General features: G+C 38.4%; 20 protein-coding genes. 7 read left to right on the forward strand and 13 right to left on the reverse strand.

Features of this window, described 5'->3' with window-relative positions; all coding sequences use genetic code 11:
• Positions 1 to 177: 177 nt before the first annotated feature.
• The 4 genes from LQ201_RS12900 to LQ201_RS12915 all read left to right on the forward strand — a co-directional run bounded on the left by LQ201_RS12900 (position 178) and on the right by LQ201_RS12915 (position 1,989).
• On the forward strand, positions 178 to 810 hold the full coding sequence (locus LQ201_RS12900; protein ID WP_025141704.1) for a peroxiredoxin: 633 nt from the start codon (positions 178 to 180) through the stop codon (positions 808 to 810).
• 14 nt (positions 811 to 824) lie between these two features.
• Positions 825 to 1,133, forward strand: a complete 309-nt coding sequence (locus LQ201_RS12905) for a co-chaperone YbbN (protein WP_025141703.1) — start codon at positions 825 to 827, stop codon at positions 1,131 to 1,133.
• Complete coding sequence (locus LQ201_RS12910; protein WP_010599336.1) at positions 1,133 to 1,381, forward strand: hypothetical protein; 249 nt, start codon at positions 1,133 to 1,135, stop codon at positions 1,379 to 1,381. The genes LQ201_RS12905 and LQ201_RS12910 overlap by 1 nt, the downstream gene beginning before the upstream one ends.
• A gap of 155 nt (positions 1,382 to 1,536) precedes the next feature.
• A complete protein-coding gene (locus tag LQ201_RS12915; protein WP_230142912.1) occupies positions 1,537 to 1,989 on the forward strand; it encodes a hypothetical protein in 453 nt (150 codons plus the stop codon).
• Positions 1,990 to 2,111: 122 nt separating this feature from the next.
• On the opposite strand, the gene LQ201_RS12920 is transcribed toward LQ201_RS12915, so the two are convergent.
• The 5 genes from LQ201_RS12920 to LQ201_RS12940 all read right to left on the reverse strand — a co-directional run bounded on the left by LQ201_RS12920 (position 2,112) and on the right by LQ201_RS12940 (position 9,545).
• Positions 2,112 to 4,697 (reverse strand): phosphoenolpyruvate carboxylase, encoded by a 2,586-nt coding sequence (locus tag LQ201_RS12920; RefSeq protein WP_230142913.1) that lies wholly within the window; start codon positions 4,695 to 4,697, stop codon positions 2,112 to 2,114.
• Positions 4,698 to 4,959: 262 nt separating this feature from the next.
• On the reverse strand, positions 4,960 to 6,507 hold the full coding sequence (locus tag LQ201_RS12925) for a DHA2 family efflux MFS transporter permease subunit (RefSeq protein ID WP_230142915.1): 1,548 nt from the start codon (positions 6,505 to 6,507) through the stop codon (positions 4,960 to 4,962).
• 7 nt (positions 6,508 to 6,514) lie between these two features.
• The gene (locus LQ201_RS12930; protein WP_230142916.1) at positions 6,515 to 7,594 is read right to left on the reverse strand and encodes an HlyD family secretion protein; all 1,080 of its coding nucleotides are present in this window, start codon (positions 7,592 to 7,594) and stop codon (positions 6,515 to 6,517) included.
• 8 nt (positions 7,595 to 7,602) lie between these two features.
• Complete coding sequence (locus LQ201_RS12935) at positions 7,603 to 8,922, reverse strand: TolC family protein (protein WP_230142918.1); 1,320 nt, start codon at positions 8,920 to 8,922, stop codon at positions 7,603 to 7,605.
• Positions 8,919 to 9,545 carry a TetR/AcrR family transcriptional regulator gene (locus tag LQ201_RS12940; RefSeq protein WP_230142921.1) on the reverse strand — a complete coding sequence of 209 codons (627 nt, stop codon included), beginning with the start codon at positions 9,543 to 9,545 and terminating at the stop codon, positions 8,919 to 8,921. Before LQ201_RS12940 ends, LQ201_RS12935 begins: the two co-directional genes overlap by 4 nt.
• Before the next feature lie 116 nt (positions 9,546 to 9,661).
• On the opposite strand from LQ201_RS12940, the gene LQ201_RS12945 reads away from it, so the two are divergent.
• The 3 genes from LQ201_RS12945 (at position 9,662) to LQ201_RS12955 (ending at position 13,130) form a co-directional block, all read left to right on the forward strand.
• Positions 9,662 to 12,166 carry a glycoside hydrolase family 9 protein gene (locus tag LQ201_RS12945; protein ID WP_230142923.1) on the forward strand — a complete coding sequence of 835 codons (2,505 nt, stop codon included), beginning with the start codon at positions 9,662 to 9,664 and terminating at the stop codon, positions 12,164 to 12,166.
• Positions 12,167 to 12,239: 73 nt separating this feature from the next.
• Positions 12,240 to 12,425, forward strand: a complete 186-nt coding sequence (locus LQ201_RS12950; RefSeq protein ID WP_025141696.1) for a hypothetical protein — start codon at positions 12,240 to 12,242, stop codon at positions 12,423 to 12,425.
• 135 nt (positions 12,426 to 12,560) lie between these two features.
• Positions 12,561 to 13,130: a DUF2911 domain-containing protein gene (locus tag LQ201_RS12955; RefSeq protein WP_230142925.1), complete on the forward strand. Its 570-nt coding sequence runs from the start codon at positions 12,561 to 12,563 to the stop codon at positions 13,128 to 13,130.
• Between the two features lie 194 nt (positions 13,131 to 13,324).
• Here the strand turns inward: LQ201_RS12955 and LQ201_RS12960 are convergent, their stop codons facing one another.
• The 8 genes from LQ201_RS12960 to LQ201_RS12995 form a co-directional block, all read right to left on the reverse strand.
• Positions 13,325 to 13,789 carry a nuclear transport factor 2 family protein gene (locus LQ201_RS12960; protein ID WP_230142927.1) on the reverse strand — a complete coding sequence of 155 codons (465 nt, stop codon included), beginning with the start codon at positions 13,787 to 13,789 and terminating at the stop codon, positions 13,325 to 13,327.
• Between the two features lie 163 nt (positions 13,790 to 13,952).
• Entirely contained in the window at positions 13,953 to 15,410 is a 1,458-nt protein-coding gene (locus LQ201_RS12965; RefSeq protein ID WP_230142929.1) for a RagB/SusD family nutrient uptake outer membrane protein, read from the reverse strand.
• Positions 15,411 to 15,421: 11 nt separating this feature from the next.
• The gene (locus tag LQ201_RS12970) at positions 15,422 to 18,535 is read right to left on the reverse strand and encodes a TonB-dependent receptor (RefSeq protein ID WP_230142931.1); all 3,114 of its coding nucleotides are present in this window, start codon (positions 18,533 to 18,535) and stop codon (positions 15,422 to 15,424) included.
• Between the two features lie 286 nt (positions 18,536 to 18,821).
• Positions 18,822 to 19,688: a helix-turn-helix transcriptional regulator gene (locus LQ201_RS12975; protein WP_230142933.1), complete on the reverse strand. Its 867-nt coding sequence runs from the start codon at positions 19,686 to 19,688 to the stop codon at positions 18,822 to 18,824.
• A 4-nt stretch (positions 19,689 to 19,692) separates the two neighbouring features.
• Positions 19,693 to 20,058 carry a VOC family protein gene (locus tag LQ201_RS12980; protein WP_230142935.1) on the reverse strand — a complete coding sequence of 122 codons (366 nt, stop codon included), beginning with the start codon at positions 20,056 to 20,058 and terminating at the stop codon, positions 19,693 to 19,695.
• Between the two features lie 105 nt (positions 20,059 to 20,163).
• On the reverse strand, positions 20,164 to 20,790 hold the full coding sequence (locus LQ201_RS12985; protein ID WP_215165074.1) for a response regulator transcription factor: 627 nt from the start codon (positions 20,788 to 20,790) through the stop codon (positions 20,164 to 20,166).
• 34 nt (positions 20,791 to 20,824) lie between these two features.
• On the reverse strand, positions 20,825 to 23,689 hold the full coding sequence (locus tag LQ201_RS12990; RefSeq protein ID WP_230142936.1) for a two-component regulator propeller domain-containing protein: 2,865 nt from the start codon (positions 23,687 to 23,689) through the stop codon (positions 20,825 to 20,827).
• 114 nt (positions 23,690 to 23,803) lie between these two features.
• Positions 23,804 to 26,173 carry a phosphocholine-specific phospholipase C gene (locus LQ201_RS12995; protein ID WP_230142938.1) on the reverse strand — a complete coding sequence of 790 codons (2,370 nt, stop codon included), beginning with the start codon at positions 26,171 to 26,173 and terminating at the stop codon, positions 23,804 to 23,806.
• Positions 26,174 to 26,301 lie beyond the last annotated feature (128 nt).

Consider the following 26,301-nt stretch of genomic DNA (forward strand, 5'->3'; position numbering starts at 1 on the left):
GCTTCGTACCTCAGCATGGCAGCCAAGAACCCAAATAGCACACAACTATATTTCACCCTAACAATATAGTTTTCATCTATATCGTTATCAATAAATACAATTAACAATTAGTAAAACTGGGTTGCTTAACACCTGTTTTAGCCTTACCTTTGTGGCATAAAATTAAAGACAAAAATTATGGCAATAGTAGGCAAAAAATTCCCAAGTGTTAGTATTGATGCAATGTCAGACATGGGTGATGACTTGAAAATCAATGTATTTGAAGAGGCTGTAAATAAAAATAGCAAAGTGTTATTGTTCTGGTATCCAAAAGATTTTACTTTCGTTTGCCCTACAGAATTACATGCTTTCCAAGCTGCTTTACCTGAGTTTGAAAAAAGAAATACAATTGTAATCGGTGCATCTTGTGATACCAACGAAGTTCACTTCGCCTGGTTAAATACACCAAAAGATAACGGTGGTATTGAAGGTGTTACTTATCCAATCTTAGCTGATACCCACAGACAGTTATCTGGCATCCTTGATATTTTAGATCAGGAAGTTAACTATGACGAAGAAGGAAACGAATCTTTCTCAGGATCAAATGTTTCTTTCAGAGCTACTTATTTAATCGACGAAACTGGTAAAGTTTTCCACGAAAGTGTTAACGATATGCCATTAGGTAGAAACGTTAAAGAATATTTACGTTTAATCGATGCTTACGCTCACGTTCAAAAACACGGTGAAGTTTGTCCTGCAAACTGGGAAGAAGGAAAAGAAGCAATGAATGCGAACAGAACTGGCGTTGCTGAATATTTAGCCGCTAACTAATTAAACAAAACGTTATGTTTTTAGAATTAACAGAAGATAATCTTCAACAATATTTGGCCGATAACTCAAAGGTTATGGTTCAGTATGCTGCATCATGGTGTGGAAACTGCAGAATCATGAAACCGAAGTTTAAAAAATTGGCTTCAGAAAATGAAGATGTAGCTTTCTTGATTGTTGATGCCGAAAAACTTCCAAACTCGCGCAAATTTGCAAACGTTGATAATTTACCAACTTTCGCAGCTTTTGAAGGCGGTAGCTTGGTAGATCAGGTGCAAACCAACAAAGCAGAAGGTTTAATTGAACTATTTAATAAGATAAAGTAATGAAGATTCCGGTTATAAGACAATTATTTCAAAACACCACTCCAGCACAACTGGAGACCACTTTGGAGGTTTTAGAGGCTTTTTGCGAGTTTAGAGGGGTTAGTGAGCACGAGGTTGATGTTGCAGGTGAAATGATTACCAATATCTGTGGTGCCTTAGAAGTACACCAGATGGTAAGCGAAGGTGCTGCCGAAAAGGACGCATTAAATGCTTTCGGCCAAAAGGTAATGGGATCGATTGATCGATAATCGTTTTAAAGCTTAATCTGACTTTTATAATATAAAATCCCTCGCTGATGAAAATCAGCGAGGGATTTTTGTTTGTTAGCAATCTGTCATTCTGAACGCAGTGAAGAATCTGCTAAGCAAACTTGAAGACGATTAAATTAATTATACTTTTGGATATGAACATGCTACTCAAAATAGGCAAGTGGTACTGGATGGCAGTTTTTATAGTTGTTGCGGTTTTAGAAACTATACATGCATTTCAACATGAAAGTCTCTTAAAATGGACATTATATTACTCACATATTCCGCTAATGCTGTTTATAACTCTCTTAATTTTCCATCGCAATTGGCTATCGTGGTTGTTTATGATTACCCTATGTGCTTTCGGATTATATAATTTATTTACATGGGGTTTAATTGCTAGCAGTCCAACAAGTATGGATTTTGGTTTTTGGCCATCTTATCTTTCTAATATATATCCATACAGAAGGATTATTAAAATTTCAACAAGCCCAGAATTTTTCTACTTCTTTACCCTAATTCTGTATTTAACAAAACCTGTTAGAAAAAAATATTTTAACCCAGAAAAACTAGCCAGTGAAGAATCTATCTTACCGCAATCTTCATAACCCATCACAGTAAGATTGCTTCGTAGCTCCTCCTCGCAATGATGAAATTATTAGAACAGTAAAAAAGGTCCGTGAGGACACAGACCTTGGATTATATTTCAAAACCTGAAGGTTTCGCTTAATTAAGCCAAATTCCTACCCGCATTTACAATACCGAATACCGTTCTTACCGCCAACTTTTCTAAAGCATGCTGATCTTTCTCGTTTTGATCGTGTTGCAGTTTTTCTAAAGCGAAATGCTGAATCAATACCAATGGCAAGATGATTTTTTCGCGGGTGGCGATTGATTTTTTATCTACAGGATAATTAGCCATTAATGTTGGCTGTCCGGATAGTTTTAAAAGCATCTCCTTAGCTAATTCGAATTCGTTATGTAATTGAGTCCAAAAAGCACCAAACTCCTTATCTGCGGCCAAATGCGCTGTAATGGTAAAATCTGATTTACTCATGCTCATCATACAGTTATCTACAATCGTTTTCAAATAATCAGAATCCTGATAAACTTTAAGCACTTTATCCCAATTTCCAGCTTTTTCCTGATTTTTTAAAGCTGTTCCCATTCCATAGAAGCCAGGAACATTCTGTTTCAGCATACTCCAGGCGGTAACAAAACTGATTGCCCTTAAATCTTCGAGTTTCATTTCGCCTCCACCGTTTCTTTTAACCGGGCGGCTACTAATGTTAGCTTGCGACAATAGTTTTAAAGGAGACAATTTCTCTAAATAACTCACAAATAATGGGTGCTCGCGCAAGTCGACAAAAGCCTTGTAGCTTTCTTCAGCCATTTCGTCAAGCAGCGTTTTATTCTCAGGATCTAACAGAATATTGTGTTTCTCTTTTAATCCGGAAGTAAGTCCTGCATTGATTAATTGCTCGATATTAAATTCAGCACTTTCTATCGAACCATATTGAGAACTGATGGTTTGCCCCTGAACGGTTAACTGCATGTTCTTGTTCGCAATTTCCTTACCCATAGAAGCATAAAAACGGTGTGTTTTACCTCCACCGCGTGCAGGCGGACCACCACGGCCATCAAAAAACGCAAGCTGAATGTTGTGTTTTGCAGAAACCGCAGATAATGATGTTTTTCCGTTAAAAATAGACCAGTTGGCCATTAAGTAACCACCATCTTTGGTGCTGTCAGAATAACCAAGCATAATATCCTGTTTATTTCCACGGCTGGCTAAATGTGCCTTATAGAATGGATTACTATAAAGCGTATCCATAATTGCAGCTGCTCCCTTTAAATCGTTAACGGTTTCAAAAAGCGGCACAAAATCAATAGTCAACGATTCTTTACTCCAGCCGTTCCAAAGGAAAAGCTCAATCAATTGCAAAATATCGCTCGCTTGCTGGCAATTACTGATGATAAAACGGTGACAAGCTTTTTCGCCATTACGTCTTTGAATGCCTTTAATTTCTTTGATTACTTCAATGGTATCTTTTGTCAAAGCATCAGGCTCACTGGCGTAAACAACTGTTGCCTCTTTAAAAGAAATCAAAGCTAATTTCTCTGCTTCCGATAGTTTATCATAATCGGCAGGATACAGCGAAGAAATCGGCTTATTTGCGCGGCAATAAGTATGCACGTTTCTGAGCACGCGGCTGTCCTGACGAATATCTAGCGACGCAAAGTAGTTACCATATAAGTCTATCTTACGGATCAGATCGTTAACCAGGTCAACAAACAAACCTTCATGTTCGGCTAACAATGTTTCTTTAATTTTATTCAGGTTATCCCTTAGTTCATCAGAAATATCATGAAGTTCACAGGTCTGGTCGAAAGCATTCAGATACAGTACATCGTGCAGTTTTGCGATATTTTCTTCAACACCTCTAAAGGTGATACGGCGTTTAATTACCCTGAAATCGCGGTAATAACAACGGAAAAGGATCTGGCGCAACATTTTAGAAACTTCCAAGGTGGTATCAGCATGAATGTTCGGATTTCCATCTCTATCTCCCCCCGGCCAGAAACCCAGCTCTAAAATTTTCTTGGTCTCCAGGTTGTATTCATCAAGGTTCTGGTCTATCTCTTCCTGAATATTTGCCGCAGCAAAATAAAATGTATTCTCTAAAAACCAGGCAAGGTTTAAGGCCTCATCAACCGGTGTTGGCGATTTTTTATTAAAAAACGGCGTTTTACCCAATTGCTGCAATAAGGAGTTCATCGAAGTAAGGTCGTTATCACGAATGGCCTTAGTTAAATCGGTAATAATGGCCAATACACTTCCAGGATAAAACTGGGTTGGGTGCGCGGTTAAAACCAAACGGAGCGAAAGTTCATCAATCAACTTCTCAATTTTTGATAACATCGGTTTGTTATCGGCATTCTTTTTTAAGATAAATGCCAATGTACTCTGTTCATCAGTTGTATTTAACTTGGTAAAAGAAGCATCTTCTACGGCATCAAAAAGTACCACCTGCCGTTCGATATACTGGATAAAACGGAAAAGCAGGTCAACAATATCCTTAGGGTCGGTATAACTGGTATACTTGGCAAAAAATTCCTCGATAATCTGTGCAGGTTTTTCTCCGTTTGCAATGCCTTCTTCACAGCTCTTAAAAAACAGCGGAAGCAATGTTCCGGTATCTTTAATTTTGTAGAAAGGCAAGGTGAGAAATAAACTGTTAAATAGTTCGAATTTTGAGATTACCTCATTATTAAAAATAGATTCTCGTTGCGTAGTTAAACGAAGTTTAGGCATAGCTTATGCAATAGTTTTGTATACCGTAATACTACAAAAAATGCGTAAGGTATTAAAATTCTAAGGCTTACAATTTGGAAAATTGTAGAATAAATTTTAATTTTAGAATCTTATTTGGCCACTATGTGGTTAAGTAAGAACATTTGCAATGTTTAAGGGCATTGCATTGATTGTTAATTTTTTGGGTTAAAACAGCCGATGTAATAAAATACACCGGCTGTTTTTGTTTTTTGCCATTTTTTAGGGCATTTCTTTGCAAATTTTAGTGCGCATCTGTCACAATGTTTGCATTCTTCTTAAATTTCTGAAGATACAACAAAGGTATAGAAAACAACATGATCAGTCCTGCAACCCAATAGGCATCGTTATAAGTAAGCAACATAGTTTGTTTGGTTACCGCACCCTCTATTGCTTTCATTGCCATTAATTTTGCATCCATAAACGAAGCGCCTTTAGCCATAAAATTACTGGTTAAGCCATTTACCCGTTGCATAAATGCAGCGTTGAATTCGTTTATGTTCGCCAACAGATTGCTTCTGTGAAAACCTGAACGTATATGGATCAAGGTGGTTAACGCAGCGATTCCGAAAGAACCACCTAATTGTCTGCTCATATTGTTTAATCCAGAACCTTGTCCAATTTCAGGGCCAGATAAATCCTGCATAGCCAATGTTGTTAACGGAACGAATAGCAAAGCCATTCCAAACCCTCTGATTACCAAAGGCCAGAAGAAATCGCCCGTTCCAGATGCCAATGTTGATTTACTCAACATCCAACAGAAAACGAAGAATAAAAACATCCCACCTGTAGCCATAAACTGAGCTGGTACGCCTTTCTTAAGCATTATACCAATAAACGGCATCATAGCAATGGTACAAATACCTCCGGCAATAAATAGCTTTCCGGTTTGTAACGGCGTAAACCCTAAAAGATTTTGGGCAAAAACCGGAAAAACAAATACAGATCCATAAAGTCCGAATCCTAAAATAAATGACGTAAACATTCCGATAGAAAAACTTCGTTTCTTCATGATCTTAAGGTTTACAATTGGATGGTCGGTACTTATTTCTCTCCAGATAAACAGAAGCAATCCAAAAACCGATAATACAGCCAAGGCAACAATGTAAGGTGTAGAGAACCAGTCTTCGCTTTCACCTTTTTCTAATAAGGTTTGTAAACTGCCTACTGAGATTGCCAATAATGCAATACCCCACCAATCAACGGGTTTTCCTTTTCCATCTTTCGGTGTCTCTCGAATAAAAGTTATGGTACAGTAGGCCGCGAGGATTCCGACGGGAATATTTACATAAAATATCCAAGGCCAATCTGCTATCTCCAAAATATAACCGCCAATCGTTGGGCCCACGGTTGGACCAACAACGGCACCTAAACCAAATAATGCAGTTGCAATACCCACATCTTCTCTTGGCCAGGTTTCGATCAAGATTGCCTGAGCGGTAGAAATTAAACCACCACCGGCTACACCTTGTAAAATCCTGAACAAAATAAGCTCGTTTAATGAAGTTGCGTTACCACACAAAAATGAAACGAGTGTAAAAACAATAATTGAGGTTAAGAAATAATTTTTACGCCCGAAACGACTGCCCAACCAGCCCGACATAGGCAGGATGATCACGTTCGCAACGGCATAACCAGTAGATAACCAGGCGATATCCTCAAGGGTAGCGCCCAGGTTTCCCTGTATTTGAGGGATTGCCACATTTACAATAGTGGTATCAATCAGCTCCAACAAAGAAGCTGTGATTACCGTAAACGTAATAATCCACTTTTTTAAACCTACTTCGGCCATTTTAATATTATTTAGTAGATACTGATGCTTTAACGCTCATTCCTGGGCGCAACTTAGCCAACAGTTCTTTTGATGGATGGATTTTGATTTTTACCGGAACACGCTGTACCACTTTAACGAAGTTACCAGTCGCATTATCGGGAGGTAATAAAGACCCTTTTGCACCAGTAATCGGAGAGAAATTATATACTTCGCCTTCAATTTTTTCGTCTGGATAAGCATCAACCTCAATTTCTACTTTAGAACCTTCTTTAATTTTCTCTAACTGCGTTTCTTTAAAGTTTGCCGTTACATAAATGCTTCCGTCATTCACGATAGAGAATAAAGATTGACCAGCCTGAACCAGTTGTCCTTTTTGAACATTCTTTTTAGATACAATACCGGTTGCAGGGGCTTTAATATCAGTATATGATAATTGAAGCTTTGCAAAATCGATATCACTTTGACGCTGGCTGATTACATTGCTACTCACGGCCAACTGCGATTGTGTAGTACCAACTTGTTTAACCGCAGCATTATATTGATCTTGCGCCGCACGATATGCTGCCAGAGCAGATTGTCTGGCCGCTTCTGCTGATTCCTTACTCGCCTTAGCCTGATCGAAAGCTTGTTGAGTGATTGAACCGTCTTTCACCAGGTTTTCGTAACGATTGTAATCTTTCTGCGCTAAATTTAATTTTACATTTGCAGCTTCAACATTTGATTTTGCAGCATCAACGTTTGCTTTTGCAGTACCGGTATTTGCCTGGGTAGCTACAATTTGCGATTCGGCAACACCAACACCCGCACTTGCACCTTTCTGTCCAGATTCTGCCTGCTCCAACTTAACTTTGTAGTCTTTATCATCGAGCTTCACCAAAACCTGTCCTTCGGTTACATGTGTATTCTCTTCAAAATTAATCGCTGCAACATAACCACCAACACGGGCAACAACAGGACTGATATCGCCATCAATCTGAGCATCATCCGTATCTACGTGTTTGCTATAATAATTCCATTCTGTAATCCCGAAGATTATGCCTATTACTAGTAAAACACCTAAAATGATGGGTACTACTTTGTTCTTTTTTTTCTTTTCAGTTGTCATTGCTGTATTTATTGCGTTATTTTTCCTGTTGATTTTAATAGGGTATAGTAAGCCAAACCTGCGTCTGCCTTAGCTATCTCTAAGTTAATTTTTGCCTGGTACAATAAGGTTTCAGCATCGATACGATCGGTAACCGAAGCCACATTGTTTTTGTATTTAGATGCCAATAACTTATCATTTTCTGTTGCTTGTGCAATTGAAGTTTCCAATACCTGGATTTTGTTCATCGCCACCTGGTAACCTTGAAAGTTTTTGTTGATATCTGTTTTTACCTGATCAGACAAAATGTCTTTCTGAATGGTGATTGCACTTTTCTGAACCTTCGCTTCGCTTACCTTGTTCTTGTTTGTCCAAAGGTTGCCGAAATTCCAGGAAACCGTTGCGCCTAATGTAATGGGCATTAAATACTGGTTGGTTGGCGGGATAAAATTGCCGCTTGGATTAATGTAATATAAGTTTGCACCAACACCAACGGTAGGCAATGTATTTGCCTTGATTGTTTTAATGTTAAAATCGGCAACTTTGTTCTGCACATCAAGTTGTTTTAACTCCTGGCGGTTAGCCATTGCTTGATTAATGTATTCATTTAACGAGCCTGGCGTTTTTAAGCCAGCCGTTGGGTCAACAATTTTAACTTCAGTATCTTCTGGTAAACCCAACAAGATATCCAGGTTATAATTAATCACTTTACGGTTGCTCTCGATATCCATTTGTGTTAGCGTAACATTTGCCTGTTGCAATTGGAAACGCAACACATCGTTTTTAGTTACAATGCCTTGTTCGAAGAAACGTTGTGCCTGTTTAATCTGTGCAGCAATTGATTCTATATTCTGATCAACCACTTTTCTGCTCTGCAATACTTTGTATAAAGCGTAATAGGTATTAATAACAGCATAAGTAATTTCCTCTTTGCTTTTATCCGCATCTAAACGTGCCACATCGGCCAATAATTTGGTCGATTCTTTTGCATATCTTAATTTACCTCCACCGTACACCAATTCTTGTACCGCTGCCGTTCCTACAAAAGCATCGGCTCTTTTAGGCAAGTGGAAAGACGATTCGCTACCGGGTAATGTAAAAGTAGTGGTTGGTATTTCAGCGTGATTGTACATAAAACTTGCGTTTGCCGTAGGCAAAACATTGTCTTTTACAACCTCCAGCTGTGCAACAGCCTGATCGATCTTGTTTTGAGAAAGTTTTAAGTTTTTACTATTGGCTATGCCAAGTTCTATTGCCTGGTTGATATTTAATTCTTTCTGGCTCTGTGCAAATAAAGCTGTCGGAATTAATGATGCCGCAAGCATTAATCTTATTGATCTGGGTATCATTTTTTTGTTGTTAAATAAACTGTTGTTAGATCTTGTAAGTGAGCAATTGTCCGCTCCTTAATCATTTTTTTATCTTTCGGATTGTTCAAATCGAAGTTGGAGCACGATATCACCTTGTGGGGAGCAATAACAATGTTAGTTATGGTGCCCATAATGGTGGCGATTACCATCCGAACGTCTACCTTGTTAAAGGTCCCATCTTCAATCCCGTCTGTAATAATGCGATCGATAAGCTGCATGTTGTGGCTCATGGCGTCTTTTATCTTATCGTACATTTCTGGCCTTTGGGTTAAAGAAAGCTCTCTGTGCATCATTTTATGAAATGCCGTGTTATTCAGTATTCTATTTACATAGCCCTCTATAACCCTGTGCAATTTTTCTAATGCCGAAATCTTATCTTCATTGATGATTTTTAACTGAGAAGCAAAACCTGCAATGCGCTCGTTCATGATCTCTACAAAAACCCCTTCCTTAGAACCGAAATAATAATTTATCATCGCCATGTTTGCTCCAGATTCCTTGGCAATCTGGCGGGTGGAAGTACCTTCGTACCCGGTCTCGCAAAACAGCTTTTCAGCTGCCTCGAGAATGGCCTGTCTTTTATCTACTTTTTCTGTTTTCATTTCTTTTTGACGGCACAAAATTAATCAAACGATTGATTAATTTCCAAATGTTTACCTACTTCTTTTACATTATCTTGATAAAACCCTATTTTTAAATGAAATAATCATCAGTCACAATGAAAAATAAGTTCTTTTTAGCCTCAACTTTCTCATTTGCCCTATGGTTCTTTTGTTCATTTATTGGTAGCCAGAGAAAAATCCAACAGAGTTGGATCAGAATTAATTTGCTCGGTTACCCCACCGGGGGCATTAAAGTTGCGGTATGGGCAAGCAAAACAGGCGAAATTCCTACCCAATTTGAAATTATAGAAAAGGAAACCAATAAAATTGTTTATACCTCGACCAATATTAAAAACTTCGGCAGCTATGGTCCTTTTAGTCAAACTGCCCGATTAAATTTTAGTGATTTTAAAAGCACAGGGCGTTTCTACCTCAGGGCAAATGGTATTGTTTCTCCCCTGTTGTTGATCAATAACGATGTGTACAAAGGTGCAGCAGATTTCTGTTTACAATATATGCGCCAGCAACGGAGCGGTTTTAATCCGTACTTAAAGGATAGCTGCCATACCCACGATGGCTTTGTTTTATATGGCGCCAAAGCTGGCATTAAAGACAGTACACATTTTGATGCTTCTGGTGGTTGGCACGACGCCAGCGATTACCTCCAATATTCAACTACTTCGGCAAATGCAGCCTATCACCTACTAATGGCCTATCGCGACTTCCCTCAGGTATTTAGCGATAGGCAAACGGCAAATGGTTTGGATGGAAAAAACGGCCTTGCTGATGTTCTGGACGAAGCTAAATGGGGATTGGATTGGCTGTTGAAAATGCACCCACAAAAAAAGATCATGTTCAACCAACTGGCCGATGACCGTGACCACATCAATATGCGGATTCCAAAAGAAGACAGTCAATATGGAAAGGGTTTTGAGCGCCCGCTCTATTTTATTACCGGCGAGACACAGCAACGGGGCAAATTTATGAACAACACCACCGGTACCAGCTCTACTGCAGCTAAATTTACGAGTGCTTTTAATTTAGGATCCGTTTTATTTAAAGATATAGATCGTAATTACGCCGAATTACTTGTTAAAAAGGCCAAAACAGCCTATAAATTTGCATTACAAAAACCCGGGGTAACGCAAACAGCCGCTGTAAAATCGCCGTACATTTATGCTGAAGACAACTGGGTTGATGACATGGAGCTGGCCGAAACATCATTCAATTTCGGAAGAGAAAAGATCGATCAAAAGAAAATAGCACAGGCCTTAAGCTACGCCCAACAAGAAAGTATCACGCCCTGGCTACAAAAAGACACCGCAGCGCATTATCAATATTATCCTTTTATCAACCTTGGTCATTACGAAATCGCTAAGCAAGATTCAACAGACAAAACAGCCATCAACTATTATCAACAAGGCATATCGCAAGTTTGGAGCCGTGCGAAAAACAATGCCTTTTATCGTGGTATTCCTTTTATTTGGTGCAGCAATAACTTAACGGTTGCCTTTGCCATGCAGTGTAGCTGGTACTCGGCACTAAGCGGCGATAAAACTTATGCGGAACTGGATCAGGCTAATTTCGACTGGCTTTTTGGCTGTAACCCCTGGGGAACGAGCATGGTTTATGGCTTACCTCAATGGGGAGATACACCAAGCGATCCGCACTCGGCTTTTACCCATTTAAAGAATTACCCCATTAACGGCGGATTGGTTGATGGACCTGTTTATACCAATATTTATAAGGGTTTAATCGGGATCAAACTCAATGACGTTGATGAATATGCTGACTTTCAGAGTGACCTGGCCGTTTACCACGATGATTATGGAGATTATAGCACCAATGAACCTACAATGGACGGAACGGCATCTCTTATTTACTTATTAGCGGCAAAAGAAGCACAGGCTAAACCCTTACCCAACCATAAAACTTATAGCCTGGGTGCGAACATTCGGGGCGATTCTACCCAAAAGAAAATCTACCTGGTTTTTACAGGTGACGAATATGCAGATGGCGGCGAAAAAATAAGCAAGGTGCTGGCACAGGAGAAAGTTAAAGCATCCTTTTTTCTTACCGGAAATTTTTATCGGAATCCTAATTTCCAGTCATTGATTAAAAAACTAAAAAACGACGGGCATTACCTGGGTCCACATTCTGATAAACATTTATTGTACTGCGATTGGAATAAACGCGACAGCCTCTTGGTTACAAAAACAGATTTCGAAACCGATTTAAGCAACAATTATCAGGCAATGGCCGGTTTTGGGATTAACAAAGAAGCGGCGGGCTATTTTTTGCCGCCTTACGAATGGTACAACCAAACCATAGCCAACTGGACCAAAGCGCAAGGCTTACAATTGATTAATTTCACTCCTGGAACACGCGCTAACGCTGATTACACCTACCCCGAAATGGGAAAAAGTTATCGGTCGAGCGATGAGATATATAGGTCGATTACTACTTTTAACGAAACAAAAGCCAATGGTTTAAATGGTTTTATCTTGTTGTTGCACATCGGTACCGATGCCAGAAGAACTGATAAATTTTATAACAGGCTGGCAGAATTGATTACTTATCTGAAAAAGGCTGATTATAAATTGGCTAGAATTGATAATTAATTAGAATATTGGCTACAATGACAAATTAAAATTTAAAATAAATATTAACTTTGCCTCCAAATAACAAAAAAACATGAGTGTACAAGAGAACAGCAGCAATAATTTCAACTGGTTATATTATGCTTTAGGTTTATTCTTCGGAGTTTTAACTGGAGCAATCATTACGCAAAACTATATTTTCGCTTTGTTAGGTGGTGTTTTAGGTTTGTTAACAGCAGGCTTATTTTTAAACGCTATCGTAAAAGGAAGAAAATACTAGTTTTTAGTCCTTTTATACAAATTAGATCCTTTTAAGGATTAAAAATTTAATTCCACAGCACATGAGGCCGTTATGATTTTACCGATAGCTGTAAAATCATGATTGCTCATCGCTACTGAAAACAAAAACCTACAAATGAAAAATATCTTCATTGTTGTTTTCGCTCTTCTTTGTTTTAGCGCAAAGGCTCAACAGGCCCCTACCGCTGAAGTAAAATTTCCTGTTGCAGACCCAAGTCCTGCAGATATTGTTTATTTTCCCCTTAATGCTCCAAAGGCAAAGGCTGGAGATCCAACAAAACCGGTTATAAAGATTGTTTATTCGCGCCCGCAGAAAAAAGGACGTGATATTTTTGGCGTTTTAGAACAGTACGGAAATGTTTGGCGTTTTGGTGCCAACGAAAGTACAGAGATTCGTTTCTTCAAAAAAGTAAGCATTGGCGGTAAAAAAATCAAAGCAGGTACCTATAGCTTATTCGCTATTCCAAACAAAGATACCTGGACGATTATTGTAAATAGCGAAACCGATAAATGGGGTGCTTTTACTTACAATCAGGCTAAGGATATTGTTCGTGTAAATGTTCCGGTTAAAACCTTGGCTAAACCGATCGAATATTTCTCCCTAACCTTTGCAGAGATTACTGGAGGCGCTAATCTGGTTATTGGCTGGGATAGAACGCAGGTAGAATTACCAATTAACTTTTAAGTCGAAAAGAAAGAAAAATATAAAGTCCAGGTTTTGCCTGGACTTTATATTTTAATCGCTTTTTATCTTCTTGCACCTATTAAACAGATTATAAAAATCAGTTGTCATTTCGACTGAAGCGCAGTCCCGAACATTGGGAGATAAACCTTTTACTTTTTTACGGAAGCTGGCCAACGCGAAAAAGGGCTTTAAGGTTAATTTGAAACGAGCTTTTTAGCCTCGCTTTCGCCAGTGATGAATACTTTGTAAACCTGGGTAATTTTCCATTCGCCTTCTTTATCTTTCTCGATGATCACAAAGTTTTGTTGTGCGCCATCAAACAATTCGTAATTAATATCTACGCGTGCAATTACCAGGGCATCGGTTTCAGAAACAATTGAAGAGCTGATGTTGCAGGCTTTCTGAATTACGCCTTCATTTTTCTTCATTTGATTTAACACATCACTTGCTTTATGTTTAATTACCCTCACATCTCTATTCGACGTAAAAACAGCATCCTCACTTAAAACAGCTCTTAACTTTTTATAGTCAGAATTCATATAGCTGTCCATATAATAATTGATAACCGATTTATGGCTTGCGGTTGGTTTTTCAGCTGCAAAAACATTATTTGTGATTGTAATACCTAGTAATAAAATCACCAAAGCTTTTAGTCTCATAACTATCTGTGTTTTTTTATTAAAGGTCGGCTGGAATAAAAGAAAATAATATGCCGATAACACCATAATGCTGAGGTAACTAAAATGTGATATTAAGCAGAAAGCCCTTTCAAAATGAATTGAAACGGCTTTCTATCGCTTAGATTTTGTTTGTTAAAAAGAACTAATATCCAGGGTTCTGTTGTGGTTTCAACACTGGATTTGCATCTAATTCTGCTTGTGGAATTGGAGAAACCAATCTGTTATCGCCAGACGGAAAGTTTACAATTTTCCAGTGTACAGTAGAGCCGGTTCTGTCGACACCTTTTTTCGTACGCAACAAATCAAAAAACTTATGTCCTTCACCATATAACTCTTTATTGCGCTCCGTTAGTATCTCTTCAATTAAAGCATTACCTGTGTTCACAGAAACAACTGTAGCTATCCCAGCGCGTTGTTGAATAGCCAATAACGCCTGTTTAGCTGCGGGTTCGTTACCTAGTCTTGCTTCAGCCTCTGCTTCAATTAAATACATCTCTGAAGAGCGAATTAGCACCTGATTATTAGCAGGCGTAGTTGTAAAGTCGAACTTATTGATCAGATACCCCTCACCCCTTCTTCTATATGCTGCGGTACTTGCAGCTGCCGTTGGGCTACTTTTAACCAGAAATTGCTTTTTACGCTCGTCGTTTGCTGCAAAAGAATTAAAAAAGTCGTCTGTAACTCTAAAACTAGAATAGCCCGAGTCATAAGGATCATAAAAAGATGACACTGCCAAGAAACCCTGGTTATCATCTGTTCTTACATTGATGGCGTAAATCCACTCAGAAGTTGGATTATTAAAACCTGTTAACAATGCGGCTGCCGTACTTAATGGTTTGGCCGCACGCGCTAACTTAGCATAGCGACTAGCTTCGGCCCAATTACCCATGTTTAAATAAACACGAGCTAACATACCTTGTATAGCAGGAACACTCATTCTATAAATACTGGTCCTGCCTGTTGTTGGTAAGTTTGTTTCCGCATATTTCAAATCATCAATAATAAAAGCGTATACATCTTTTACTTTATCCCTTGCCGGAGATGTTTCATCTGGTCCAAGTGGTTTTCTTAAAATGGGTACACCAAGGGCTTCAGGATTTACGCTGTAAGGTTGGGCAAACCAACGCACCAGCCAAAAGTAAGTATAAGCTCTCAATGCACGTGCTTCCGCTAAATATTCTGTTTTTAGGGCATCGCTTATAGGAGCATCCGGAATATTAACAACAAACTGATTTGCATTTGAAATCACTTTATAACTGTACTGCCACCAGGCATAGGCATCGCCGTTGTTTACTGTTTCTACAAACTGATATTGTGCTACAAAACGGTTATAGTTTCCAGCACCGCTGACAATCATTACATCGTTACCCTTAACATCGGCACTTAATATCATGTTATTAGTATAGCCCGAAAAGGTAGTAAGATCGTAAATACCAGTCATGGCTGCCTGTATTTTTGCTCCTGATGAAAAAGCATCTTTAGCATTTATTTGTTGTGTTGGGGTTACTTGCAAAAACTCTTTCTTGCAGGATGTTGCCCCAACAAGAAGAAGCATTACTCCGGTATATAAGGCCGTTTTATATGTTTTTATCTTTCTCATTACTTTATCAATTAAAATCCAACATTAAGACCTAACGTGAATGTTTTAACATTTGGAATATCGTTATCAGTTAAACCGGTAAGGGCTGATTCAGGATCCATACCTTTATGTTTAGCCCATGTAAATGGATTTTCAGCCATTAAATACACCCTAACATTCGACAAATGGACGGTTTCTAACCAGTTTTTCCTTAAAGAGTAGCCTAAGGTGATATTTTTAACACGCATAAACGATCCGTCGTACAAGAAACGGCTTGATTGGTTGTTTCCTAAATCAGTATTATTGATTACAAAGCGGGGCACATCGGTTATGTCACCTGGTTTTTGCCAGCTGTTAAAATTATCTATTGATAATTGCTTACCTACAGAACCCCCACTATGCATCAGATTACCATATAAGGTGTCGTAAATTTTAGCACCTGTAGAAAAATAAGTGAATACGCTTAAATCAAATTCTCTATATCTAAATGTATTGTTAAAACCTCCGGTGAATTTTGGTAGCGAAGAACCTAAACCATCATAACGTGTTGCGGTTGACCAGTTTTTTGTGGTAATTCTGTTGCCTGTAGCCTGACCATTTACAATTTCGTCGGTATACCACATTGGCCGGCCATCTGCCGGATCAACCCCTGCATAATCGCGTAGATACCACTGATATCTATCTTCACCCACTTTCCATCTTTTGGTACCATCAATTACCTCATTTTGGGTCATTGCATTGATTTTGTTTCTATTAGAAGTAATGTTAAAGGAGATATTCCAATCGAAATCTTTGGTTTTAACCGGGTTTCCGTTTAATAAAATCTCTACACCATAATTATCCATCGAGGCAAGGTTTGTAGTCAAATTATCAAAACCAGTCAATCTTGTAAGAGGCTGATCAAACAATAAGCCTTTAGATCCTCTTTTATAATATGAGGCTTCACCGCTAATTTTTCCTTTCAGGAAAGCGAACTCCACACCAATATCTAAAGTTGAATTCTGTTCCCATTTCAGGTTTACATTTTCGAGTTGAACGTAGTTAATACCCGATTGTCCTTCGTAGTTTTTACCCAGGCCATATAAACCTTGGGCTGCATAACGATCAATTCTGTCATTACCTGAAGTACCATAACTGGCTCTTAACTTTAATTCATCAATCCAGTTTACATCTTTTAAGAAATTCTCTCTGCCGATGCGCCATCCACCACCAACAGAATAAAATGTTCCATATTTATTGTCATTTCCAAAAACAGATGAACCGTCTCTTCTTAAACTCCCAGATAGATAATACTTACCTGCATAGTTATATTGCAAACGCGAAAAATACGAGGCAAACCTTTGTTGAGTATAATAAGATTGTACTGTTGATGGTGTTGATGCTGCTATTTGCTCATTAGTACCTGGGAAAGGGAATCCTGTAACCTGCGAGTAGTTAAAATCACGCTTTGAACGGTACGCTTCCTGGCCTAATAAAACATCGAAATTATGCTGATTGAAAGTTTTGTTATAGGTTAAAGTATTTTGAAACGTTACAGTAACATCCTCTTTAGAATAACGGTATGCGCGCCCTTTTACACTCACCCCGTCGCCATGCTCCATGTTGTAGAACTGGCGCTCCCGGTTGTTGATATAATCAACTCCTACCATAGTTTTAACAACAAAATCTTTTAAAAACCGAACCTCCGCATAAGGGCTGGTAATAACCCTGTTGGTTATGGTATTGTATTCATTCAGTTTAGATAAACCAACGGGGTTAAAATCTGGTGTAACCGGGTTAATGTAGTTGTAGACAGGGTTTCCGACTGCATCGTACACTACGTTTCCGTTCGTATCACGTACATATAACGGATAAATATTGGCTGTTTGATCGGCAAAGTTTACCGGGTTATCAGAACCAGTACTTCCGGCCGGGGTGTTTTGTTCAGTACGGGTCAAACTGTTGTTAATACCCACTTTTAAGAAATCGGTAACATCGGTATTGAAGTTAAACTTGCCTGAATAGCGTTTAAAATCAGAGCGAATTACAATACCATTTTGCTCAAAGTACCCCCCAGAAACAAAGAATTTACTTCTGTCATTACCGCCGCTAGCTGATAAATCGATATTTTTAGTTACACCTCTACGTAATACTTCATCACGCCAATCGGTATCGTAAAGCAATGATGCTCCATTAGCCAATACTCCATTTGCTGTGTAAGGATTAACTGTGTTGTATGGATTTACAACTAATTTAGCATTAGTTAATCCGTTTGCAGCAGTAGCTGCGGCATCAGGAGCTAAACCCGCTGCTAAACGCTGCGCATAATAAACATCCCAAAATGTTTTGTAATATTGTGTGGCATCCATTACCTCGTGTTTATCTACTGCCTGGTAAGAATATCCGGTGCTAGAGCTTAGATTCAATTTAGTTTGGCCTGCCTTTCCTTGCTTTGTTGTGATCAATACCACACCATTTGCTGCCCTAGAACCATAAATAGCTGCAGCGGTCGCATCTTTTAATACCGTTACCGAAGCAATATCGTTGGGATTTATTGAAGAAAGTACATCAGAAGTTTGTGCAACAGAACTTAAATCGCCATTAGTAATGGCAATACCATCAACTACATAAAGCGGGGTACTCGAAGCTGTGAAGGAACCTACTCCACGAATCCTAACAGTAGAAGTAGCGCCTGGCTGACCAGATACACTCGTAACTTGAACACCTGCAGCTGCACCCTGTAAGACCTTTTCAAAAGAAGTAACCGGACGGTCTTTGAAAACGTCCTCTTTAACTACCGCTGCAGAACCCGTAAAGTTTTCTTTCTTTACTGTTCCATAACCAATAACCATAACATCCTGAAGATTTCTAGCTGATGATACCATGCGAATATTTAACGTTTCGCCGGTTATTCTTACTTCCTGCTCGGTATAGCCCACATAACTTAGCACTAGCGTTTGTGCATCTGAAGGTATGGCAATAGAAAAGGTTCCCTGTCCGGTGGTTTGCGTCAACTGTGTAGTACCCTTTACTTTTATTGATACGCCGGGCAATGGTAAACCATCATCAGCATCAACCACCTTTCCGGTTATTGTTTTATTCTGCGCCAGGGCGTTGAAATAAGACAAAACCGCAACCATTAAAATCAATAGTAATTTTTGTTTCATGTTTCGAAATAAATAGTTAGTAAATAATTTGTTCTTTAGTTTTAGCAGATACGCATGAAACCAAATCAACAGGCAATTTAGGCGCTGCCGAAATTCGAAAATGTGCGAAAATCACCATTTTAGAAACGGTCGGTATAAACGCAAAAAAGCAAACCCCAATCCTGGCAGTTTGCTTTTTTAATCATTATTAACCTAAACAGGAAAAAACTTCTACAAATTGTCCTGCAAGAGCTTCAAAAATAGTTTCATCCTAACATTCTAAATATGCAGAAATCACTATTTATAATTAGTTCAACCTACTCTTTCTATATTTTAGCGGGGTAATATTGAACGTGTGTTTAAATAACCTGATGAATGAACTTGGGCATTCAAACCCTACTAAACCAACTATTTCGTTTAAGGAATAAGTGGTAGTTTGCAATAGTTTTTTAGCCCTGTTTAATCTTAACTGCATTAAAAACTGGTATGGGCTAATCTCATATGCTTCTTTAAATGTTCTTAGCAAATGGTTAACCGATAAACATGCCTGTTCGGCAATGTGCTCTAATGTTATATTTTGATTGTAATTGCTGCTAATGTATTCTTTAGCGAGTGTTAATCTTTTTAAAACCTCTTCGCGGGTTTTTGTTTTGATAAAGCTGAGTTTATCCAGTTTCTGAGCTACCTCTTTATCATAAATTTTATAATAGTTTAAAAGGCAGTGGTACAGGTATTCATTAATCAGCATTTCGTCTTTCAAACCTTTATCGAGCTGACTTTTTAAATGCAGCACATTAAAGCGCATATCGCCAGAAAACGGATAAAGTGATTCGATAAAAGGAGGTGTTTCACCAGCTTCTTTTCCGGCAAGCAAACTTTCGTTGCTGTTCGAAAAAGTGTGGTGAAAATCTTTAATAAATTTTTCGCCAAAAGAAACTGAAAATGTATTTACCGGACTTATCGAATCTATTTTGCTGCTAAAATTTGTTCCGGCATTTACTACAGCGAAAGTATCGGGATAAATGCTAAACTTACGCTTGTTAATTTCGCAATTTTCGGTTCCGTTAAAAACGAATTTAATGGTATAAGCATCGTTCTGTTGCTCATAAAGGGCCTCACAGGTGCTTTCACTTATAATTTTATTCCTATTGCTCAATTCTTTTACGTACCTCATAACATTAATCCTCATTGTAGTTACGTTGCTCCAATATGATAAAATGATTACCATAAGGATCAGAAAATTCGATACTTAAACCCTCACTTAAGTAAGCTGGTCTGTCTTTAAAAATAACCCCTCTCGATTTTAGCCTGCAATAATCTTCTAAACAATCATCGCTGGTTAATACAATTTTATTGGTCTGGTTTTGATGCTTTTGTTCTGACAGGAAAATATTGGTCTCGTGATCTGCCCTAACCATGATTCCTTTTTCCTTTTCAGAAATCATTGTCGATTCTGTCGGCATTCCTAAACAGTTGGCATAAAATGCATCTGCATCATTTAGTTGCTTTACTTGCACATAAAAGAATTTTACAGATTGGTTCATTGCCTTGTTTAATTGTATGATGTAAAATTAAACTGAAATTGAACCCAGAGCATCACCCAAAAAGGGTGATTTTCGCATTATTTTTTAGCAAAATATAGGTATAGATTAAATAAAGCGCTTTTCTTTGGCTGTTTTAATCGCTTCTGATTTGGAGTTTACATCGAGTTTGATGTAAATATTTTTTACATGGCTCCTTACGGTTTCCTGATCAATAAAGAGATCGTTTGCGATTTGAGATTTTGTTTGTCCATTTGCAATCCGATCTAATATTTCTGTTTCGCGTTTAGTTAAAGGAGAATTCAGATTTTTTTGAAAAGAATGCATTACAATGCGCGCTACATTTGTACTCATGGCCCCTCCGCCAGTACTCACTTCTCTTACGGCATCTATAATTTTTGAGGCGCTCGAATTTTTGGTGAGGTAGCCACCTGCGCCCATGGTTAGGGCTTCGAAAACCAATTCGGGCGAATCAAAAACGGTGAGGATAATAATATTCGCGTTAGGTAAGGCCTTTTTGATAAAAGGTAAGGCCTGCAGCCCGTTGGTGCCTGGCATCTGGATATCGAGCAAAATCACATCTGGATGATCGGCCTCTAAGTATTTTTTGGCCAAATCGTATGATGCATAAGCGTTAACGACTACAAAATCTTCAACATCGCTTAATAACGATTCATAACCCATTCTTAAAATATCGTCATCTTCGATTAGAACAATTCGTAAATTCTGGCTCATTTTGTGGTTGGTTTTAATTAAGACGCTTTTAGTCCTATTTTGTAACAGGAATTCTGGTAGAAATTGTTGTAGTGGTGCCTTTCCCTTTTATGGAAGAAATCTGAAAGGTCGATTTTATACGTTTGCAGCGGGTTTGAATATTGTTTAATCCTCTTCCTTTCTGTACCGTTTCAAGATCAAAACCTTCGCCATCGTCTGTTGTTAAGATGTTTACTGTATCATGATCGGTTTCAATAACCATAATCAATACCTGGCTTGCTTTGGCATGTTTTAACACATTATTTAACATCTCCTTAAAAATTAATGTTAGGTTTCGGTTAAACTCCATCGATAGGTGTAGTTTTTGATATTTGCTTAACACGCCTTCCATTTTAAATGTAACGCCGGTGTTTTGGAAAAGATCGATTCCAAAATTTTTAATGTGCATCAATATCTCAAAAAGATTATCGCTATGTGGGTCTAGCGCCCAAAGAATATCTTTAGTTCCGGTATAAAGCAGGCTGGCATTCTCTCTGATTAGCCTGATCAGTTCTTTTTGCTCTTTTTCGGTTCCAGCTACCTTTTTATCCAAAATTTCGGATAAAACATTAATCCGGGTCAGTTTATTGCCAATGTCATCATGAAAATCTTCTGCAGTTTGCTTTCTTATTTTTTCCTGCTCTTTTAATTTTAACTTTTCGAACTGATGTTTTTTACGTTCTCTGGTTTTAAAAATGAGGTAAAAGATAAGCCAGATCAGGAAAATAAGCACCAAAAATGCGCCAATCTTAAATAAAATGGTATCGTAATACGGCGGTACAATGGTAAAGCTAAACTGTTCGATATTTGATTGCTCGCCATTTGCGATAGCATAAACCTGAAAAGTATAACTACCTGGTCTTATGGCCGAATATTCGATCTCTGTGTTGGGTACAGGTTTGCTGAAATCGTTATCTACCCCGACCAGTTTGTAGCGGTAAAGTACACTTTCTGGATTGGTGAGATAAACCCCTTTAAAACTTATCGAAATGTGGTTTTGACTGTAGTTAAGTTTATAAAATTTATCGCCTTTTCCGTTCAGGTCTACTGAAAGATCTTTTGCCCGATCATTTTTATGAAAAACACTAACCTGTTGAATATGGATAAAAGGATTTTTTTTATTCCCTGGGAGTACATTGGTTTTGCATTGAATGAGTCCATTTATAGTACCTACCAAAATGCTGTTTTTGTAATTGATAATTGCGTTTTGGTTACACTCAACAATTAACGGATGATCCCTGAAAACTTCATAACTTTGTTGTTGCCTATTAAAAGTTAATTTGTTAATCCCCCGCCCTGTTCCGGCCCACAAATTATTTTCATTATCGGTTGCAAGGCTATAAATATCATTTGAGTTTAACCCATTGGCAACAACATAACGTTTAATGGCTTTTGTTTTTAAATTCCAGGTGATGATCCCATCGCCAAGCGTAGCAAAAATTAAATTTTCACCCTGCCTTATAATGCTCAGTACGTAAACATTGGTGAGCGATTTGATACGAAATGTTTTATCTATCTTTTTGTTTTTGATAAGTGTAACGCCGTTGGAGGTGCCAAGAAACACGCTATCCTTCCGCAAGGGGTAAATACACGATAAATAGCCATCAAATCCGCTTATCCGTTCGGTTTTCCCATCCTTTAAATAAGTAGATGACATGAGACCGTTTATCCAGATCCCTCCTTCCTCGTCTTCAGCTATCGAGCTGTTATCAAATTTATCTGGCTTTAATACCTGACTAAATTTCTGTCCGTCGTACTTCCAAATGCCTTTACCATAGGTAGAGAACCAAATATTTTTGGCTTTATCGGCATAAACGAAGTAGATTTTTTTATCCTTAAAGGCGGGAATATTAACGTTTTGTACCTCTTTACCATCATACTTAAAAACACCTTTATTAAAAGTGCCAAACCAGAGGTTATCATTTTTATCTGCCGCTATTCCGCTTATCGGATAAGCCAGATTCTTGCCCTTAAACCTATTGTAACGAATAAAAGCATCGCCTTCATATTTGTAAATACCATCACTAAAACAAGATATCCAGATATTATTTTCGGCATCGCTAAATATTTCGTTAACCTGGTTATCGCTCAATCCATTTTCTCCGTTAAAATTTATGATCGCCCCGTTTTTATTGATCAAGTAAGCTCCTTTTTCTGAGCCTACCCACATATTTCCACGATGATCCTGCGCGATTGAGTAATAGGTATCAATGCCCTCTTTTTTAAAAAACGGCTTAATTATTCCGTTTTCCAGCTCATAAATTCCGCTACGGTCGGTTAAGAGATAGGCCTTGTTGTTTACTGTTTTATCGAATAAAATCTTCCGGATAGATGAAGTATTAATGGCTGACGGTAACTCCTGGTAGATTGTCCAATTGTTATTCTTTAGCTGATAAATCCCTTTTCCTGATACAGCGGCATATAGGTTTCCATCGTTATCGCTGTTTATGGTATTAATATTTTTATTGGCAATGGAATAAAAAACAATTTTATTCTTTTCAATTTTGAAAAGCTTATGTTCACTTATTCCCCAAATAACACCCTCTTTGTCTTTAAGCAAATGGCTTACCCCTTTGCCCGAAAACAGGGTGCTTATTTTTCCGCGTTTAAGAATACTGATGCCTGTTTCGGTACCAAAGAGCATTTGGCTTTGGTTATCCTCGGCAATACAGTTTACTGAATTTGAACCTAACCCATCGGCTTTGCTGTACGAGGTAAATTGCCTGCCATCGAAATTACTTACCCCACCAAAAGTACCAAGCCAAAGCGTCCTGTCTTTTGCTTGATAAATTACCATTACCTGCGATTGAGGCAAGCCATCTTTTAGGCTGTAATTGGTAAAATTATAGCTTTGGGCCGATAGCTGAAGGCTAAAAAGCAAAATGAAAGAAACTATGAAATTTATTTTGATTATAGACAGTTTACTGCACATGTAATACAAAATAAGCATAATTTCTTTCAAAAGCCATCCCCCTTTTTGGGGGATATTACATTATTATGCGTTACCCATGTATGGGTCGGTTTGGGTAATTTCTCCGGTTTCTATTTTACCTGCATAACGGTGTTTAAATGTGGTATTGCCCGTCTGCACAATACTGAAATCGTACCAATTCGCATTTTTAGCCAGATTAAACGAGATATCTGTACCCGATTTTGGCTTGATTGTTACCGTTTTGCTCCCTGATTTGTATTTGTTATCTACAATTTCAAGCGTAACTAAACTCGCGCCCTTGTTCTCAATAGCGAAAACCAGGGCACCCGTAAGTTTTTTGCTTACCAAACCAGCTTGCTCTGGATATGCTTTTACAATAACGGAAGGATTTTTTTTGCCGCCTACGAAATGTCTGTAAAAACCATTCGGACCACTTATTGTAAGGTCATAAACTTCATTGTCAAAATCATCCAGTTTAATGCTGTCTTTTAACACATCGCCAGCTTTAACAGCATAGGCCCATGTTTTGCCCGCAACACCTTTAAATTTGGCAATGGTATTCATGTTGAAAGGCGCACCAACAGTTTCTGTTTCGCTACCGAACAAGGTTTTTGCCGATTGAAAAGTAAGTACTATTTCATTGTTAACCAGATTTGCATCAACGGTTAAATGATAAGGCAAGGCACAGGCATGTTTCGTTCCATTCTCCTGCCTAGGGGCATGATTAGATGTTTCAGCAGAAAAGGCTTCGAATCTATTTATTTTTGCAACTTCTGTTTTATTCATTGCGGTAGGGCCAACCTGGGCAGGCTTATTTTTAGCATTACCGATATTCGTTACTACCACATCGCGTTTTAATGGCTCTGGAGATTTAATTTCTTCTCCATTGTACGGCCTGAACACCGAGGTTAGATCGCCACAGATATTCCTTCGCCAATCGCTAATGTTATTACTTTTAATGGTTTTGCCTGTTTTTTTAGCCAGCCATTTTTCCATAAACATTAATGATGAAGTATGATCGAAAACCTGAGAGTTTACAAAACCGCCCTTGCTCCAGGGTGAGGCAATAACCAATGGTACACGATAGCCCAAGCCGATCGGGCTTCCCTTTCTTGCTTCAAAATCAGTGGTATAGTTTATTCCTTCAGATACCTTTCCGCTGGTTGAATCATCAGGGTTTGGCACCACAAAAGGTGGCTGATGATCAAAGTAACCATCATTTTCATCGTAGGTTAAAACAAAAATTGTTTTTTTCCAAACCTCTGGGTTTTTGGTTAAAATGTCTAGCGCTTCGCTTACATACCAGGTTCCATACAATGGTGAGCTGGTATGATCAGAAAAACGTTGAGGCGCAACCAACCACGAAACCGTTGGTAATTTTCCGCTATCTACATCTTTTCTAAACTGATGGAAAATATCGCCTTTAGGCACATTAATCGTTTCAGACTTACCTTGGTCGTTCTTAAAAGTAAATGGTTCAAGATCGAGATAATCTTTTTTAGAAATGTTTGTGGTAAACGCTTTATCTACTAAGTTTTTTTCCTTTTGTGATAACTTATCGTATTTCTCCTGAACCTCTTTTGCGGTTAGAGCCGGTTTAACGGTATTATCGCCGTTTTTTCTAAAGTAAGCCGATAATTTAACGTTATGCCTGCTGATGTACTCTACAGGATTATCGCCATAATTACCCAACCAATCATCTATTTCGCCTTCGGGAAGTTTGGAGGTCCATAATTCGTTTTGGTAAATGCGCCAATCGATACCATTATCTTCTAATGTTTCCTGAAAAGTTGGCCAATCTACAAATACATTATTTTGCGATTCAGCCTGATCGTTATTGACCACCGCAACCCGGTTTGCGCTTTTTTCTCCGCGAACGGTTCCTGTAAAAAAGAACAGTCTGTTTGGTGTTGTTCCGGTTAGCGATGAGCAAAAATGCTGATCGCAAATGGTAAAAGCATCGGCCATGGCATAATAAAAAGGGATATCATTCCGATCGTAATAAGCCAATGTCATTGGTGTTTTAACCGGCAACCATTTATCGTAACGGCCACCATTTCGTGCCGCAACCTGGTCGTTCCATGAATGTGGTAAACCACCTTGCCAGGTGATTTTCGTTTTGTTGATATCCACGTGAAAAGGGGCATAGGTATAACCCTGACCGTCTTTTTGCAACCAAACTTTGTTTCCATCAGGTTGAATGTGTGGGTGAGGATCGTTAAACCCGCGAACACCTTTCATTTTACCAAACATATGGTCGAAAGAACGGTTCTCCTGCATCAGGAAAACAATGTGTTCGGCATCGTAAAATGTACTGCCCGGCTCAGGATTAATCGACATGGCTTTTAGCACCGAACTGGGCAAGGTATTGGCCATGCCAGTGGCTCCGGCAAACAAGGCCGCTTTTTTTAGAAATTCTCTACGTGAGTCCATAAATTATACAATATAGCTTAGATACCGCAAGTTATAATTTCAATTGCCAATTAGCAATTTTCAGTAGACAGTTAATTTATGGTGCTCATCAGCATGAAGTTCTTAGTCAATTTAATTATGACCGTCGA

Origin of the sequence: Pedobacter sp. Bi126, from assembly GCF_918698245.1 — a bacterium.
GTDB lineage: Bacteria > Bacteroidota > Bacteroidia > Sphingobacteriales > Sphingobacteriaceae > Pedobacter.

Bases quoted from the DNA above. Each gene is read 5' to 3' on its own strand.
- LQ201_RS12900 (WP_025141704.1), top strand. From the start codon at position 178: ATGGCAATAGTAGGCAAAAAATTCCCAAGTGTTAGTATTGATGCAATG.
- LQ201_RS12905 (WP_025141703.1), top strand. From the start codon at position 825: ATGTTTTTAGAATTAACAGAAGATAATCTTCAACAATATTTGGCCGAT.
- LQ201_RS12910 (WP_010599336.1), top strand. From the start codon at position 1,133: ATGAAGATTCCGGTTATAAGACAATTATTTCAAAACACCACTCCAGCA.
- LQ201_RS12915 (WP_230142912.1), top strand. From the start codon at position 1,537: ATGAACATGCTACTCAAAATAGGCAAGTGGTACTGGATGGCAGTTTTT.
- LQ201_RS12920 (WP_230142913.1), bottom strand. From the start codon at position 4,697: ATGCCTAAACTTCGTTTAACTACGCAACGAGAATCTATTTTTAATAAT.
- LQ201_RS12925 (WP_230142915.1), bottom strand. From the start codon at position 6,507: ATGGCCGAAGTAGGTTTAAAAAAGTGGATTATTACGTTTACGGTAATC.
- LQ201_RS12930 (WP_230142916.1), bottom strand. From the start codon at position 7,594: ATGACAACTGAAAAGAAAAAAAAGAACAAAGTAGTACCCATCATTTTA.
- LQ201_RS12935 (WP_230142918.1), bottom strand. From the start codon at position 8,922: ATGATACCCAGATCAATAAGATTAATGCTTGCGGCATCATTAATTCCG.
- LQ201_RS12940 (WP_230142921.1), bottom strand. From the start codon at position 9,545: ATGAAAACAGAAAAAGTAGATAAAAGACAGGCCATTCTCGAGGCAGCT.
- LQ201_RS12945 (WP_230142923.1), top strand. From the start codon at position 9,662: ATGAAAAATAAGTTCTTTTTAGCCTCAACTTTCTCATTTGCCCTATGG.
- LQ201_RS12950 (WP_025141696.1), top strand. From the start codon at position 12,240: ATGAGTGTACAAGAGAACAGCAGCAATAATTTCAACTGGTTATATTAT.
- LQ201_RS12955 (WP_230142925.1), top strand. From the start codon at position 12,561: ATGAAAAATATCTTCATTGTTGTTTTCGCTCTTCTTTGTTTTAGCGCA.
- LQ201_RS12960 (WP_230142927.1), bottom strand. From the start codon at position 13,789: ATGAGACTAAAAGCTTTGGTGATTTTATTACTAGGTATTACAATCACA.
- LQ201_RS12965 (WP_230142929.1), bottom strand. From the start codon at position 15,410: ATGAGAAAGATAAAAACATATAAAACGGCCTTATATACCGGAGTAATG.
- LQ201_RS12970 (WP_230142931.1), bottom strand. From the start codon at position 18,535: ATGAAACAAAAATTACTATTGATTTTAATGGTTGCGGTTTTGTCTTAT.
- LQ201_RS12975 (WP_230142933.1), bottom strand. From the start codon at position 19,688: ATGAGGTACGTAAAAGAATTGAGCAATAGGAATAAAATTATAAGTGAA.
- LQ201_RS12980 (WP_230142935.1), bottom strand. From the start codon at position 20,058: ATGAACCAATCTGTAAAATTCTTTTATGTGCAAGTAAAGCAACTAAAT.
- LQ201_RS12985 (WP_215165074.1), bottom strand. From the start codon at position 20,790: ATGAGCCAGAATTTACGAATTGTTCTAATCGAAGATGACGATATTTTA.
- LQ201_RS12995 (WP_230142938.1), bottom strand. From the start codon at position 26,173: ATGGACTCACGTAGAGAATTTCTAAAAAAAGCGGCCTTGTTTGCCGGA.